This window comes from Rodentibacter haemolyticus (assembly GCF_015356115.1).
In the GTDB taxonomy this organism is placed as follows: domain Bacteria; phylum Pseudomonadota; class Gammaproteobacteria; order Enterobacterales; family Pasteurellaceae; genus Rodentibacter; species Rodentibacter haemolyticus.
In genome coordinates, this window is the sequence record NZ_CP063056.1 from 2,436,209 (window position 1) to 2,452,980 (window position 16,772).

The 16,772-nt window shown below is 38.3% G+C and carries 11 protein-coding genes; 2 read left to right on the forward strand and 9 right to left on the reverse strand.

Annotated elements, in window-relative coordinates:
- Nucleotides 1-72: 72 nt before the first annotated feature.
- From IHV77_RS11570 to iolD, 5 genes are all read right to left on the reverse strand, one after another.
- Nucleotides 73-1,305 (reverse strand): aromatic amino acid transporter, encoded by a 1,233-nt coding sequence (locus IHV77_RS11570; RefSeq protein ID WP_194812090.1) that lies wholly within the window; start codon nucleotides 1,303-1,305, stop codon nucleotides 73-75.
- A gap of 88 nt (nucleotides 1,306-1,393) precedes the next feature.
- The gene (gene tnaA / locus IHV77_RS11575) at nucleotides 1,394-2,809 is read right to left on the reverse strand and encodes a tryptophanase (protein WP_194812091.1); all 1,416 of its coding nucleotides are present in this window, start codon (nucleotides 2,807-2,809) and stop codon (nucleotides 1,394-1,396) included.
- Nucleotides 2,810-3,583: 774 nt separating this feature from the next.
- Nucleotides 3,584-4,594, reverse strand: coding sequence for an inositol 2-dehydrogenase (iolG, locus tag IHV77_RS11580; RefSeq protein ID WP_194812092.1), 1,011 nt, complete (start codon nucleotides 4,592-4,594; stop codon nucleotides 3,584-3,586).
- A 2-nt stretch (nucleotides 4,595-4,596) separates the two neighbouring features.
- The gene (iolE, locus tag IHV77_RS11585; RefSeq protein WP_194813296.1) at nucleotides 4,597-5,493 is read right to left on the reverse strand and encodes a myo-inosose-2 dehydratase; all 897 of its coding nucleotides are present in this window, start codon (nucleotides 5,491-5,493) and stop codon (nucleotides 4,597-4,599) included.
- A 33-nt stretch (nucleotides 5,494-5,526) separates the two neighbouring features.
- A complete protein-coding gene (gene iolD, locus IHV77_RS11590) occupies nucleotides 5,527-7,467 on the reverse strand; it encodes a 3D-(3,5/4)-trihydroxycyclohexane-1,2-dione acylhydrolase (decyclizing) (RefSeq protein WP_194812093.1) in 1,941 nt (646 codons plus the stop codon).
- Nucleotides 7,468-7,814: 347 nt separating this feature from the next.
- On the opposite strand from iolD, the gene IHV77_RS11595 reads away from it, so the two are divergent.
- Together IHV77_RS11595 and IHV77_RS11600 are read left to right on the forward strand one after the other, a co-directional pair.
- Nucleotides 7,815-9,224: a sugar porter family MFS transporter gene (locus IHV77_RS11595; protein WP_194812094.1), complete on the forward strand. Its 1,410-nt coding sequence runs from the start codon at nucleotides 7,815-7,817 to the stop codon at nucleotides 9,222-9,224.
- Nucleotides 9,225-9,252: 28 nt separating this feature from the next.
- Nucleotides 9,253-11,157 carry a bifunctional 5-dehydro-2-deoxygluconokinase/5-dehydro-2-deoxyphosphogluconate aldolase gene (locus IHV77_RS11600; protein WP_408635269.1) on the forward strand — a complete coding sequence of 635 codons (1,905 nt, stop codon included), beginning with the start codon at nucleotides 9,253-9,255 and terminating at the stop codon, nucleotides 11,155-11,157.
- Nucleotides 11,158-11,665: 508 nt separating this feature from the next.
- Here IHV77_RS11600 and IHV77_RS11605 read toward each other — a convergent pair.
- The 4 genes from IHV77_RS11605 to IHV77_RS11620 all read right to left on the reverse strand — a co-directional run bounded on the left by IHV77_RS11605 (nucleotide 11,666) and on the right by IHV77_RS11620 (nucleotide 16,643).
- A complete protein-coding gene (locus IHV77_RS11605) occupies nucleotides 11,666-12,619 on the reverse strand; it encodes an ABC transporter permease (protein ID WP_194812095.1) in 954 nt (317 codons plus the stop codon).
- A gap of 59 nt (nucleotides 12,620-12,678) precedes the next feature.
- On the reverse strand, nucleotides 12,679-14,181 hold the full coding sequence (locus IHV77_RS11610; protein ID WP_194812096.1) for a sugar ABC transporter ATP-binding protein: 1,503 nt from the start codon (nucleotides 14,179-14,181) through the stop codon (nucleotides 12,679-12,681).
- Nucleotides 14,182-14,285: 104 nt separating this feature from the next.
- The gene (locus IHV77_RS11615; RefSeq protein ID WP_194812097.1) at nucleotides 14,286-15,224 is read right to left on the reverse strand and encodes a substrate-binding domain-containing protein; all 939 of its coding nucleotides are present in this window, start codon (nucleotides 15,222-15,224) and stop codon (nucleotides 14,286-14,288) included.
- Between the two features lie 282 nt (nucleotides 15,225-15,506).
- The gene (locus tag IHV77_RS11620; protein ID WP_194813298.1) at nucleotides 15,507-16,643 is read right to left on the reverse strand and encodes a Gfo/Idh/MocA family protein; all 1,137 of its coding nucleotides are present in this window, start codon (nucleotides 16,641-16,643) and stop codon (nucleotides 15,507-15,509) included.
- Nucleotides 16,644-16,772 lie beyond the last annotated feature (129 nt).

Here is a 16,772-nt window from a genome sequence, read left to right on the forward strand (position 1 = left end):
TCTTATAGCTATAAACTTTGTATAGCTAAATATCGTAATAGGCGTAGTCGCTACGCCTATTAATTTAGGTCTTTATCCTGTAAAGACAGGTAAATAATTAAACATTGCTAAAAAATGGAAAAGTGCGGTCAATATCCCAAACAAAATAATAAGTAGTAGTAAAGGAGTTCCCCCGCATACAATAAAGGGATTATTTGTTTCTTTTTGTCTTACTTTATAGACTAAGACGGAAGGAATGATGCAAGCCCAAATAGTAGCAATAGCACCGGCATAGCCAATAGCTTTTAAGAAACCTAGCGGAAATATGACGGATAATATTAACGGAGGTAGGAATGTTGCTAACCACGATTTTGTTCTACCGTAACGACTATTATCAAATTTAAATAAATCAGCCAGAAAATCAAATACACCTAATCCAACCCCAATAAAAGAAGATAAAATAGCCGAAACAGAGAAGGCATTGAGAGCTTGCTTTATTGAACCTGATTCTATTGTAGAGCCGAGAGCATTTAAGAGAATTTCCAGATTACCGTCATTCGCTATAATTTCTACGAATCGATCACGGGGTAAATTACCAAAAATGCTAAAAAGCCAAAGTAAATAGAAAGCTAAAGCGATTAAAGTTCCACCTAGAATCGTATACTTTGCTTTTTGTTCTTCACCGTAATAGGCACGCATTGTCGAAACCGAATGATGATAGCCAAAAGAGGTTAATACAACAGGTAACATTGCTATAGCATAAGGCGCATATTGACTATTTTCAGTCTGTAGATCGAATAGCGTAGATAAATCAATATTTAACGTTAGTCCATAGCAGCTGATAATGAAAGTAATGCCCATAAAAATGATTAAAATAACGGAAACACGGTCAACTAGACGTGTAGAATGCCATACGAAGAATGAGAAAATAAGGACAAAAATAACTGACCAAATTCTGCTGCTGAATTGCCCTAGAGAAATATATTGAGCGGTGAGTTCATCAATAATTCTACCGGAGGCAGTAATATAAGCATACAACAGAATCCCTCCAACAAAATAGACTGCCAAATTATTTAAGATATTAATTTTTCGTCCTAAAATTTGCTGTGTAACGGAACTAAAGGAAACACGAAGATCAAAATCTTTATAGGCTTCCAGTAAAAGCCATCCTGATAATGTCATTATGCTCATTGTAAAAATGATGGTCAGACTTGACCAAATTGTCCAAGAGCCAGCCCCGGAGGTTGGTAGTCCTAACATTCCTGCTCCGACACATACACTGGCAATAATACAGGCTCCACCCAAAATAGAAGGTTTTTTCGACATAGAAACTCCCTATCTATGCTAAAGCATAGATATTAGATATTTGCGGAATAATAAAAAACCGCACTTCATAAAGTGCGGTTGATATTTATTAAATTTCTTTTAAACGAGCAGTGAAATGGCGCAATACTTTAGGTTCATAAGTAAAGGTTAAGCCTTTAATACTTTTTGCATTTTCTTTCACTTTCGCAAAAGCCTCAATAATAAAATCCATATGGGTTTGCGTATAGGTTGCTCGAGGAACGGTTAAGCGTAATAATTCTGCCGGACAGGGTAATTGTAATCCTGTTTTTGGATCGCGCCCTAATAAAAATGAACCAATCTCAACCGCCCTTATTCCTGCCACTTTGTAGAGTTCACAAGAAAGAGCTTGTGCGGGAAATTGATCAGCAGGAATATGCGGTAGTAATTTACCGGCATCAACAAAGGCTGCGTGCCCTCCAGGTTGCTGGCAAGCTACGCCAATTTTTTCTAACCCATTTACCAAATATTCAATTTGACTAATACGATAAGCCAACCAGTCTTGACGCATACCATCACGTAAACCAACAGCCAAGCGTTCCATGGCACCACCTTCCAAGCCTCCGTAAGTCGGAAACCCTTCTTGTACAACACATAATGTTCTACATTCGTTATAAACATCTTCCATAGTACTGTCTTTAAAGCATAATAAACCTCCCATTTGTACCATCGCATCTTTTTTAGCTGACATCGCTAATACATCAGCATAACGATATGATTCATAGGTAATCTGTTCTATACTCCAGTTTTGATATCCTTTTTCTCGTTGTTGAATAAAATAGGCATTCTCGGCAAAACGGGCTGAATCCATAATAACCGGAATATCGTATTTTTTAGCAATTTCATACATACCTTTCATATTTTCAATGGAAACCGGTTGACCTCCAGCTGAGTTACAGGTAATTGTACAAACAATATAAGGAACGTTTTCAGCACCTACTGATAAAATACCTTGTTCTAGTTTTTCTAAATCAAAGTTACCCTTAAAATCGTAATTAATGCTTGTATCAAAGGCTTCTTTAGTATAGGTATTGCAAACAGCTGCACCATTAATCTGGCTATGTCCTTGCGTTGTGTCAAAAAAATAGTTAGAAAATACCGTCATTTTTTTTCTATCCAAACCTTTTTCCTGTTCCCGTTTTTTGATTAATACAGGAATATAGATTTGTTCGGCACCACGTCCTTGGTGAGTTGGTATTGTATATTCGTAACCAAAAATTTCTTTGACAGTATTAGCTAAGGCGTAATAACTGCGACTACCGCTATAAGCTTCATCACCTCTAAGCATTGCAGCCTGCATATCTTGCGTTATTGCACCGGTACCGCTATCAGTTAATAAGTCAATGAATACATCTTCGCTATCTAATAAAAATGGATTCATTCCGGCATTTAATATTGCTTGGGCACGATATTCTATTGTTGTTCTTTTAACCGGTTCAATGACACGAATACGGAAAGGTTCTGGTAAATGTTTAAAATTTTGCATAATAAAATCCTTAATTTAATTAAAAAAGAGACGTAGCACTTTTGTCAAACAATAAAAGTGATCATTAAATAAATACAGGGGTATTTCATCGCAAGAAAAAAACTACTAAATTGTTCGTATTAATTTAGCTTATAAAGATACTTGCTATGAAGGCAAATAGGGGAGATAAGAAAATTTTATGGAAAATAGAAACGGAGTTTAGGATCGATAACGAACCAAGAGCGAGTAAGTAGGATTAAAGTAAACATAAATTTACCTATATTGTGTAATAGTTGATAGAAATACAACCACCGATTGATATAAAAATATATCCTCAACACCATATCAATATAATTAATTATTGTCATTTTATTTTTATTAAATTTGTGATGGGTGTCACATTTAATTTTTATGGTAACTAATTTTAATTGATCTATTTTTCCTATAATTAAAAGCAAAAAATAAATCACTCCAAAATAGTAAAGAAATTTAAGGTAGAGTTACAGAAATGCTTTTACCCGCAGAATTATAATGTCGGCATACTGAAATCGACCTTCTACAAGGTGAAGAGCAATCCGTTACAACGATTTTTATCTTTGTATAAAATATCTGCGGTACGTCCCATATCCATTCTATGTCCAGTGTGTGAAATGTTTCCGGTCAGTCAAAACAACAAAATGCCATTGAAGCAAGAATTGACACAAGGTAATCTTCTCGTTATCACTAGACTTTTGTTTGATTATAATAAAATATCCCGTAAAAAAGATTTCTACGGGATATTTTTAGTTTTAAAACTTATACTATTTCATTTAATTTTACCGGACGCCCTTCATCTAAGGAACGTTTTGCCGCAATGGCGATTAAGACGGGTTGTAAGCCGTCATTGCCGTTTACCGGCGTAGGGGTATCATTAATGATTGCATCAATAAAACATTGCATTTCGTCGGCGAAAGATTGCATATAGCGTTCTAAGAAAAAATACTTCGGTTTTTCCGCGATGACTCCTTGTGCACAAGAATAAATCGCCGTTGAATCCGTATCATTACGGGTTTGCACTGTACCCTTAGAACCGAAGACTTCCGCACGTTGATCGTAGCCATATACTGCTTTACGACTGTTATCAATAACGCCAATAGCACCATTTGCTAATTTTAGGGTAATGACTGCGGTATCAATATCACCTGCTTTACCAATTTCAGGATTCACCAATACTCCGCCACAGGCATAAACTTCGGTCACTTCGCTGCCGGATAAATAACGAATCATATCAAAATCGTGAATGGTCATATCAAAGAACATTCCGCCGGATACTTTAACATACTCAATCGGTGGGGCATCAGGATCTCTTGAGGTTACCCGAATAATATGCGGTTCACCAATATCGCCTGCCAAAACACGCTCTTTAATCGCTTTAAAGTTATGATCGAAACGGCGGTTAAAGCCGACTTGGAATTTCACATTGGCTTTTTCTACTTCGGATAATACTTCCTTAATTTTCTCAATATCCGAATCAATCGGTTTTTCACAGAAGATATGTTTACCGGCTTGAGCCGCTTCAATGGAAATTAGTGCGTGGGTATTAGTTGAAGAACAAACCAGTACGGCATCAATGTCAGGATCTTGCAAAATAGCTTGGTAATCAGTATAAATCTGAGGGATACCTTTTGATTTTGCCCAAATTATTAATTCGTCAGTGACATTAACATCAGAAATGGCTTTGATTTCAGCTCCTTTGACATATTTCGTTAAACTTTCGGCGTGTACTCGTCCGATTCGGCCGGCTCCGATAATTCCAATTTTAATCATGGTTAAATCCCCGCTGTTTGTTTTATGTATTGGCGACCTTTTAAGGCATATTCAAATGGATTAGCAATGGCGGGATCTTGTTCCGCTTCCACCACCATCCAGCCTTTATAATCGTATTTTTCAAGCACATCAAAAATCGGTTTAAAATTAATTACACCATCACCCGGTACGGTAAATGTGCCTTTTTTCACGCCTTGTAAGAAACTGAGATTATTTGCTTTCACCTCTGCAACGATTTCATCTCTAACGTCTTTAAGGTGAACGTGAATAATGCGATGAATATATTTTTCCAGCACCGCCAGCATTGCTTTTTGTGAACCTTCGGAATAATAAAGATGACCGGAGTCAAATAATAAATATACATCATCATTGACGACTTCCATATAACGATCAATTTCTTCCGGAGTCTGAATCCCTGTTCCCATATGGTGATGAAGGCAAACTTTCATTCCTTTTTCAGCGGCAAGTTTGGCTAACTCGTTATAGCCTTCGGCAAGTAACTTCCAGTCTTCATCAGTAAAAACCGGCTTTTCTTTAAATACCGATTTAGTTGTTCCTTGAATACTCCGGCTTTGCTCGGAACAACCGATCACTTTTGCACCCATTTCAGCGAGAAAATCACGATGTTTAATAAATTCATCGATAGTTTGCTGTTTCTTACCCTCTACAAAAAAAGTACTGAACCACGCATTACAAATTTGAATATTGCGAAGGGCAAGCTTTTTCTTAAGTAACGAAATATCACGAGGATATTTATTTCCCACTTCGCACCCGACATACCCGGCAAGAGCCATTTCACTAATACATTGTTCAAATGTGTTTTCGCTGCCTAATTCCGGCAAATCATCATTTGTCCAACCAATAGGGGCGATCCCTAATTTGATATTTTCCGCTTTCATCATTTTCTCCTCATTATGTCGTGGAATTTTGCATTAATAACGTCTGGCTTTGTTACGTTGTTGCAGGTTATTTTTATAAGCCTGCTGAATTTCCTGCCGATCGGAAACTTCGGCAACACCAACATGCCACCAGCTGCCATAGCCGTGTGCCATTGTTTTAGGCAGTACTTTTATATCAATAAGCGTAGAAACCCGTTGCTGTTTAGCATCAAGTAGGGCTATACGCAGTTCATCTTCGGTTGTTACTTTATAGGTTTTACAGCCATAGGCAGCCGCATTCATTGCAAAATCTATCGGAATAAGATTGCCATCAAGTTGTTGGCTGTGGGGATTACGGAAGCGAAACTCCGTACCGAAACTCTCCATACCCTGTCCGATCTGTAAGTTATTGATACAGCCGTTTGCCATATTATCGAATAGAATGACATTGATTTTTTTATTTTCTTGGATGGAAGTTACCAATTCGGCGTGAGACATCAAATAAGAGCCATCTCCTAATAAAGCAAACACTTCCCGTTGCGGTTCGGCGATTTTGACGCCTAATGCGGCATTAACTTCATAGCCCATACAAGAGTAACCATATTCCAAATGATAGGTATTTTCCCCTTTAGTTTGCCAAGTACGTTGTAAATCCCCCGGCAAACTGCCTGCTGCACCGACAATGATGTCTTGTTCGCCTAAATGCTCGTTGAGAATACCGAGAACTCGGCTTTGAGTTAAACAAGAGCCGGTTAATTCAATAAATTCGGCGAAAACTTTTTCTCGATTGAGTTTATCGTTAATTTCAGGAATAAAATTTTTGCCTTGATAGGTAATCCGATTAAGTCGATTTAGTTCCTGCGCAAATTGTTGTTTAGCAGCAGCAATTTGTTCTCCCCATTGTCCTTGATAATTTTTTTGCTGTAAAAGTGCGGTCAATTTTTCTAAAGTTTTTTTGGCATCGGCGACAACCTGTACACCGTCCAGTTTATAAGCGTCAAAACGGGCGATATTGATATTCAGGAAAGATACATTCGGATGCTGGAAAATCCATTTTGATGAGGTAGTAAAGTCTGTGTATCGAGTGCCTATCCCAATAATCAAATCCGCTTCTTTGGCTAATAAATTTGCTGATAAGCAACCTGTTTCTCCAATACCGCCCACGTTAAAAGGATGTGCGGAAACAACCGCACTTTTACCCGCTTGCGTTTCACCAAAAGGAATGTGGAAAGTTTCGGCAAAGATTTTTAGTTGTTCCGCAGCTTCCGAATAACGAACGCCACCGCCGCAAATAATCAGTGGTTTTTTCTTTGAGCAAATCAGTTGCAATGCGGCTTGTAACATTGATTCGGTTGGGGGTATTCTCTCAATACGATGAATCCGTTTTTGTAAAAAATAATCAGGGAAATCATAGGCTTCAGCCTGCACATCTTGAGGTAAACAAAGGGTTACCGCCCCGGTTTCTGCCGGATCGGTTAACACTCGCATTGCATTGATACAAGCGGTCATTAGTTGCTCAGGACGTTGAACCCGATCCCAATATTTGCTCACTGCTCGAAAGGCATCATTGGTACTTATTGTCAGATCGTGAGATTGTTCTATCTGTTGTAAAACAGGATCGGGCTGGCGGGAGGCAAAAACATCGCCGGGTAAGAGTAGAAGTGGTATTCGATTAGCGGTGGCGGTTGCCGCTGCTGTTATCATATTTGCCGCACCGGGTCCTACCGAGGAAGTACAAGCATAAATCTGTTTACGCTGTTTTTGTTTGGCAAAACCGATAGCAGCGTGCGCCATACTTTGTTCATTACGCCCTTGTCGTAAAACAAGCTCGCCTTGATATTGTGACAAGGCTTGCCCTAGTCCTAGCACATTACCGTGTCCAAAGATGGCAAATACCCCCTCTACAAATTTTGTGGTTTTACCATCGAGCTCAATATATTGGTTATCGAGAAATTTGATCAGCGCTTGGGCAACTGTTAAGCGTGTGGTTTTCATAATGTTTCCTCTATTAACTCTTCTATCTATTGATTTTAGTATAGTTGTTTTTTTCCAAAATTAAATATTTTTAAAATAAAAATTTCATTTTTGAGTCATAGATCACATTTTTGACTTATAGATCACATTTTTGACTTATAGATCACATTTTTGACTTATAGATCGCATTTTTGATTAGAGACTATGGCCTATATTCCTCAATATCATTTATTTTTTGTCAAAAGTAAAAAAAATGTGATCATTGTCTCAAAATTAAAATTTCATATTTGATTTATTTGAAATATTTATTTTAAATTAACTACAAAATTACAGCTCGCTTTTCAACAATACAAATATAGGAGCCTATAATGAAAGATAAAGCAAGAAAACATAACTTAAGTTATATCATCCGGATTTGTGCTGTTGCTTCACTGGGTGGATTACTATTTGGTTATGATACTTCGGTTATTTCTGGTGCGATTGACGCATTGAAAACCTATTTTCAACTTTCTCCTGCAGAAACCGGTTGGGCAGTTTCTAATGTTGTAATTGGTTGCGTGATCGGCTCTATTTTTTCTGGGGAAATTGCCCGTCGAATTGGGCGGAAAAAAACATTGGTTATTGCGGCCATATTATTTACTATCAGTGCAATTGGCTCGGCATTAGCCGATTTGTTCTTCTGGTTCATTATCTATCGTATGATTGGAGGGGTGGCTGTCGGGATCGCAGCGGCAGTTTCACCGATGTATATTGCTGAAGTCGCCCCGAAAGATTATCGGGGTACTGCCTCAGCAATGAATAATTTTGCTCTGGTATTTGGTCAAATTGTGATTTTTTATGTGAACTATAAAATTGCGCAAGGTATGACGGAGGATTGGCTTGCCGATATAGGTTGGCGTTATATGTTGGGTTCAGAAGTTATTCCTTGCGTGCTATTTTGCTTAGTTGTAGGATTTATTCCCGAATCACCACGTTGGGACGCAATGCGTAATCGTGATGATCTCGCTCTCGTTACTCTTTCTAAAATTTCCAATCCGCAACACGCCAAAAATTTATTGGCGGAGATCAAAGAGTCAATGATGATTAACGGTCAATTGCAAAAGCAAAAAATTGACTTTAAAAGACCAGGGGCGTTATTTATCATTTTTATTGCTTGCGCATTAGCAACATTTCAACAATTAAGCGGGGTAAATGTGATGATGTATTATGCCCCAACCGTGTTAAAAACCATTACCGGCGATATGGAATCAGCGATGTTCCAAACTATTTGGATTGGTATTGCACAATTACTAGGAATTGGTATTGGTGCCATTTTATTTGATAAACTAGGTCGTTTACCTTTAATGAAAACTGGAGCCGTTGGTGCGGCGCTTGGCTTGTTGGTTACGGCTTATGCAATATATACTCAAAATCCGGGTTATTTGGCGTTATTCGGTATGATCTTTTTTATGATTTTCTATGCTTTCTCTTGGGGCGTTGGTATGTGGGTACTTATTGGTGAAATTTTTCCTAACCACATGCGGGCACAAGGACTATCCATTGCCGTTTCATTTAACTGGATTTTTAACTTTGTTGTTTCACAAAGCTTCCCAATGATGAATGAGCACCCATATCTTCTTGAGAAATTCCATGGTGCATTTCCAATGTGGTTATTTGCTGGTTGTTGTATCGTTGGTTTTTTCTTCCTTATTCGTTACGTTCCGGAAACAAAAGGCGTTTCGTTAGAAAAAATGGAAAGCTTATTGTTAGCGAAGCGTGATAACGTGATCCAGAAATAAATGAAATTTTTAAATTAGGGGAATAAAAATGAAAAAAACACTTGATCTGATTTGCTTAGGAAGGGTTGCTGTCGATTTATATGCACAGCAAATCGGTGCCCGATTGGAAGATGTCGCTTCTTTTGCCAAATATCTTGGTGGGTCTTCGGGTAATGTTGCTTATGGTACAGCTGTGCAAGGGATAAAGTCCTCAATGTTGGCTCGGGTTGGTGATGAACACATGGGACGTTTTTTAAGAGAAGAATTACAACGGGTTGGTGTAGATACTAGTTATTTAATCACCGATAAAGCACGTTTAACGGCATTGGTCATATTAGGGATTAAAGACCAAGATACCTTTCCATTAATTTTTTACCGTGATAACTGTGCCGATATGGCAATTACTAAAGATGATTTTACTGAAGATTATATTGCCTCGGCAAAGGCACTTGCGATTACAGGAACGCATTTATCACATCCTAATACACGTGAAGCGGTGCTTACGGCATTAGAATATGCAGGGCGTAATCAGACTAAACGCTTGTTGGATATTGATTATCGTCCCGTACTATGGGGGTTAACATCATTAGGTGACGGTGAAACCCGTTATATTGATTCCAACGCTGTCACAAAATCATTACAGGAAGTGTTACATCATTTTGATGTGATTGTTGGTACGGAAGAAGAATTTCATATCGCCGGAGGCTCAACCGATACATTAACGGCATTGAAAAACGTTCGTCAAGTAAGTAAAGCAGTTTTAGTATGTAAACGTGGGGCACAGGGATGCTCTGTTTTTGAATCTGAAATCCCCGATGATTTAGATGGCGGTTTAAATGTTTACGGTGTCCGAGTTGAGGTGCTTAATGTGCTTGGTGCCGGAGATGCCTTTATGTCAGGCTTATTACGCGGTTACATCAACGGTGAGAGTTGGGAACAATGCTGTCGTTATGCCAATGCTTGCGGTGCATTGGTTGTTTCCCGTCATGGCTGCGCACCGGCCATGCCGACCAAAATTGAATTGGATGATTATTTATCCCGTGCAGAATCTGTATTACGCCCGGATTTAGACGAAAAACTTAATCATCTGCACCGTGTAACGACCCGTAAAACTCAATGGGATGAGCTCTGCATTTTCGCTTTTGATCATCGCAAACAATTAATTGAAATGGCAGAAAAGTGCGGTGCAAATTTGAAACAAATTCCAAAACTTAAAAATTTGCTCTTAAAAGCGGCAGAACAAACCGCACGGCAGGAGGGGCTTGCGCCGAATCAATCCGGAATTTTAGCCGATACTACTTTCGGACAAGCTGCATTAAACGAAATTACCGGTAAAAAATGGTGGATTGGTCGTCCTATTGAACAGCCTTCTTCTCTCCCTTTGACACTCGAGCATGGTGATTTGGGTAGCCAATTAATTTCATGGCCATTAGAACATATCGTGAAATGCCTTGTATTTTATCATCCGGCGGATAATACCGATTTAAAATCCACGCAAGATGATAAACTCGAAGAAATTTACCAAGCCTGCTGTCGTACCGGACATGAACTTTTATTGGAAATCATTTTGCCCGCAGATATGGAACAAAATGAGCAATATTATGCTGATATGATAGAACATTTTTATCAAATAGGCATTAAGCCCGACTGGTGGAAATTACCGGGCGTTTCAGCTGAAATATGGCAATCTATCAGCCATATTATTGAAAAATATGATCCTTATTGCCGTGGTATTTTGATTCTTGGATTAGATGCTCCGGAGGCGCATTTTGAAAAAGTATTTAAACATTCCGCAAATGCACCGTTAGTGAAAGGTTTTGCTGTAGGAAGAACGATTTTCGGACAACCTTCGGCAGATTGGTTGGCAGGAAAAATTGATGATCAGCAACTCATCAATGCCGTTTCAGAACGCTACCGCCGGTTAATTCATTTATGGCGAAATCGTAAAAATTGATACCTCAAAAAAACAAAACATCTTCTCAAAAGAGAGGATGTTTTTTTATCTAAACAACCCAAGCTAAATGAGTTTAAACAGCCTACAACGATATATAATGCAGAAATTTGTGGTTCTCATTTGGTATTCGGATTCTCTTTATTTATCCATTATTATGTAGCGGTTGCACAAAGAGTATTTTATATCCAATATTTAATAATTTGAGTAGGGTTGCGTTAGCTTTGCGTAACGTATCATTTCATCATTAAACTTTGTTAATGGTGCATTACGGCTTCGCCTAAAACACCACCTAATAATTTGGCAAGTGCTACATAACACGGCTGTTTTTTTACAGCACTTTTAATTTTTAAAGTATCTTCCTAATTTCCTCATATAAAGAAGTCTTAAGTCAGTTTAAATTACAGAGAAAAAACATTTTAAGTTTACCTAACAAAAAATATCCCGGTAATAAATGACCGGGATATTTGCTTTAATATAGGTAAGAAGATTGGTTTGAATAGAGTAGTGGCTAATTTTTTTTACGGCGTTTTAAGGTATCCAATAATACTGCCACAACAATAATTCCACCTTTTACAATTTGCTGCCAATAGGGATCTACGCCGAGCATATTAAGCCCTTTATTCGTTGTTCCGATAATTAATGCGCCTATCACACACATCGGAATAGTACCAAAACCACCACTGAGAGATACACCGCCTATTACAGCGGCGGCAATGGCATCCAGTTCCCAAGAAAGCCCGTATGAAGGGTTACCGGCGTAGGTTCTTGCTGCTAATAATGCACCGGCCAATCCTGATAATGCCCCACCAAGTACGTAAACTCCAATTAGCGTTTTAGTCGTATTAATACCACAGATTTTCGCCGCATTTAAATTGCCACCTACGGCATAGACGTGACGTCCAAAGGTCGAGCGGCTAAGTAAAATATGTGATCCTATAACAATAATGATATAGAGCAATACCAAGCCCGGTAAGCTAAAAATATTTACATCTGAAATCCAAGTAAATGCCACAGATGAAGCATCAATCGGGCGACCATCAGAATAAAGCTGAGCAGCACCGCGAGCGATAATCATCATTCCCAATGTGGCAATGAATGGTGGAATACCGCCGATTGCCGTTAAACCTCCGTTAACTGCGCCAAGTGCCGCACCAAGTAAGATTGATGCACCAAAGGCGATCAATGCTGCAGAAACCGAATCACCGCCTGTCACAATAGAAGCGGATAATACCGCAGCGAGTGCTACAACGGAGCCTGATGAAAGATCAATCCCTGTGGTGATAATAATAAAAGTTACGCCAATAGCAATAATTCCAAACATAGAAACTTGCTCAATAATACTCCATATCGTACGCGCAGAGAAAAAGCCATCTATTGAAATTGATAGACTCAAAAATAATAGAATTAGAATTAGCACCATTCCGTAGGTATTTAACAGTTTCTTTAAGGTAGAATTTGACATAATTACGTCCTTATTTTGAAATGTTTAGCAATGAAATTAAATTTTTAATGACGAAATAATTAACCTGAAGCTAGTGCTAAAACTCGCTCTTGAGTTAATTCTGTTCGAGGAATAATGCCTACTTGTTTTCCTTCATGCATGACTATTACACGATCACTCATCGACAATAATTCAAGCATATCCGAAGTAATCATAATGATACTTTTTCCTTGCTTGGCTAATTCCACCATTAATTTATAAAGCTCGGCTTTTGCTCCCACATCAATCCCTTTTGTCGGTTCATCTAGAATGAGAATGTCCGGTTCTAATAATAACCACCGTGCCAATAAGACTTTTTGCTGATTCCCTCCGGATAAGTTATTGGTAATCACATCAACATTAGGGGCTTTAATTTTTAATTTTGCTTTTTGTTCATAAGCGGTTTTTTGGGCTTTTTGAACGGAGAGTAGGAAGTTTTCTAAATACGGCGACATTTGCGGCATAATCATATTGTCGGTAATGCTTAAATTTAGGAAAAGTCCGGTTAACTTACGATCTTCCGTTACAAAACCGATTTTGTGTTTCATTGCATCAAGCGGAGTTTTAATATCGGCTTTCTTTCCATGAATATAAATTTCACCGCTATCTGCCGGTTTATAACCGAATAATCCCTCGACAATTTCAGAACGTCCCGCTCCAACAAGACCGGCAATACCAAAGATTTCCCCTTTACGTACAGCAAAATTCACATTCTGATAATGCCCCTCTCGGCAAAAATCTCTAATTTCAATCACCACTTCATCTGACGGTTGTAAGTCTTCACGTTGGAACATTTCTGACATATCTCGTCCTACCATCATCGAAATGAGTTGTTCTTTTGTGACATCGGCAATCGGTTTCGTATCAATATATTGCCCGTCACGAATCACAGTGATTTCGTCTGACACTCGAAAAACTTCATCTAATTTATGAGAGATAAAAATAATGGCAATACCACGACTTTTTACCGTATTAATGATTTTATAGAGCTGTTCTACTTCACTTTCCGTTAATGCCGTCGTAGGCTCATCCATAATAATGACTTTAGCATCGTTAGATACGGCGGTAGCTATCGCCACTAATTGAGCCTTTGCAACAGAAACATCTGACATTTTTGCGGTAACATCCATAGGCACGCCTAATTCAGACAAAATTTCTGTTGCTTTTTTATCCATTTCTTTTTGATTTAAAAAGAATTTTTTCGTTGTGATTTCACGCCCTAGATAAAAATTATCTGCAATAGTTAAATTGGCTGCCGGTGAAATTTCTTGCGGAACCATGGTTAATCCGCTGCGAATGGCATCAATAGGTCTGTGCGGATTGAAGGGTTTTCCATCTAAAATTAATTCGCTACCGACATCTGGGATATAGATACCATAAAGAATTTTCATTAATGTGGATTTTCCTGCGCCATTCTCACCCATTAGTGCATGTACAGTACCACGCTTGACTTTGAGATTAATATTATCCAGTGCTTTAACACCGGGGAAAGTTTTAGACACACGGCGCATTTCTAAGATATAAGGGGAACGGTTTGAATCCATTTGTTACTCCTTCACTTGTAATCAACATTTCTGTCATAAAGTGCGGTAATTTTTTGAGTAGTTTTTTTTAATTAAGGTGGCGCGCACCACCTTAATATTCCGTGTTATTTCTTATATTTTGCTTGATATTCCGCTTTCTTATCCGGGGTAACTAATTCAAAAGGCACCCATTTTACATGCGGCACTTGTTCGCCTTTAGCCGCAGCATAAGCGATTTCTGCCCCTGTTGTACCCTGGCCAATAGCAGACTGATAAACTGTTGCGTCTAATCCTTTACCGAGATATTCAAGTGCATCCGGTGTTGCATCAAGCCCGACAATGAGTACATCTTCGTCTTTTAATCCGAGTTTACGGCTGGCTAGAATCGCACCGATTGCCATTTCGTCATTGTTGCTTACAATCACGTTTAAATTCTTATTCGCAGCAATTAAATTTTCGGCGATTTGTAATCCGCGATCACGTTCCCATTTGCCTTCTTGTTCTGCAATCACTTTAATATTGTTATGTTTTTCAAATACTTCTTTGTTACCTTGAGTACGTTTTGTCGTTGCATCCAAGCCTAAAATGCCGAGCAAAATAATGCTTTCAGCAGGTTTTCCATTCAGTTGATTAACAATAAAATCCGCTTGGATACGTCCTCCTTCCAATTCATCAGAACCTACAAAACTTGTGATTAAATGCATATCTTCATCATTAGGTTTACGATTAACGATGATAAGCGGAATATTGGCTTTTTTGGCTTTACGGGCAATGACTTTGACAATGTTAGGGTCTGTCGGTACAACTAAAAGTGCATCGACTTTTTGATCGATAAAAGTTTCGACATCATTTAATAAACGGGCAGGATCACTATTTGCATCAGAAAGTTTGATTTCAACATCATCATGCTGCGCATCAAAATCACGAATAGCATCTTGTAAATAGGTTTGCCATTTATCCGCAAAAGATTGCATAGGAGCTCCAATCACAAGATTTTTGGCGATTGCATTCTGTGATGAGAATAATATACCTGCGCATAATAGAGTTAATAATGTCTTTTTCATAAATTACTCCTTGATGTGAAAGATAAAATAATATGATTGAAATACCGCTATATTACCGACCACTCTTCATGAATATAAATTCCAAAATGTGAAATAATGAATTTTTTATTTCATTTTTGAATGTAGCATAGCAAATAAAACCACACAACAATGATGTTACTATTATGTGAAATAGATCTCATTTTTTCTGAATTAGCCTCCGTTTTTTCTTGTTACCAAATAGAAGAATGGCAATTTTTTGAATTGCCATTTTAGAATAAATAATCCAAAAATAGTGTAACCTTAACCCAACTCATCAACTGTAACCCAACGTTTTTGCCGGCAGGAAAGCGCTATCGCATCTAATACACGGGAAACTTTAAATCCCTCATAAAAATCCGGATACATCGTTTTATTGCGGGCAATACCGAGAATAAGATCTCGAATTTCAACGGTTTTTTGATCATTAAAACCGATTCCATGCCCCGCACTGATACAAAAGTTTTTATAATCGGGATGTAAGGGGCCGGTCAAAATAGTTTTAAAGCCTTGGCGCGCCAGGTTTTCTTCATGTAAATAAAGTTTTAATTCCGCCATTCGTTCTTGTGTGTAGCTAATTGTGCCTTTGGTTCCGGTAATCACATAGCTAAGCCCCATTTTCCTACCGCAGGCAATGCGTGATGTTTCAATTGTTCCCATACAACCATTTGTAAAACGGAGCATCGCCGTTGCCTGATCTTCATTCTCTACAGGTAAATATTCCGCAAGATTTTTCGGGTTAGGGCGCTGTGGAATAACGGTTTGCTTATCGCCGATTACCTCTTTAATGTCGCTACCTAGTAGATATTGCGACATTTGCACAATATGTGCGCCTAAATCACCTAATGCGCCTAATCCTGCTTTTTCATTAAGGCAATGCCAATCTAAAGGTGTGTTTGGATTAGCGAGATAGTCCTCGTTATGCGTGCCGTAGAAATGCACGATTTCTCCGATTTCTCCATTCGCTATAATTTCTCGCGCCAATTGCGTAGTCGGATTTTTAATATAGTTAAATCCAACTAAAGTTTTCACGCCTGCTTTTTCAGCCGCTTCGTACATTTGTTTCGCATCAGCTGAGGTTAATGCGAGGGGCTTTTCACAGTAAATATGTTTGCCATGTGCAATTGCGGCTAGCGCAATTTCTTTATGCAGAAAATTAGGTGTACAAATATCAATAACATCAATATTCGGATCTTGCACAATATCAAACCAATTTCCCGTTGAGCGATTAAAACCAAATTCCTTTGCTTTTTGTGCTGCTAATTCAGGCGTAATCTCTGCCAAATATTCTCGCTCTAATTTTGCTTCTAAATCGAATACTGTTGGGGCTTGAGCATAAGCAATGGCATGACAGTGCCCTATATACCCGGTGCCGATTAAACCAATACGGATTATTTCCATCATTAACTCCTTATTAAAGTTATCATCAATATAAATTGATCATATTTAATAAACTAACGTGATAAATTTTATGAAAATACAAGGAATAACAAAAAAGGAAGATTTAAAAATCTTCCTTTATTTTGACCG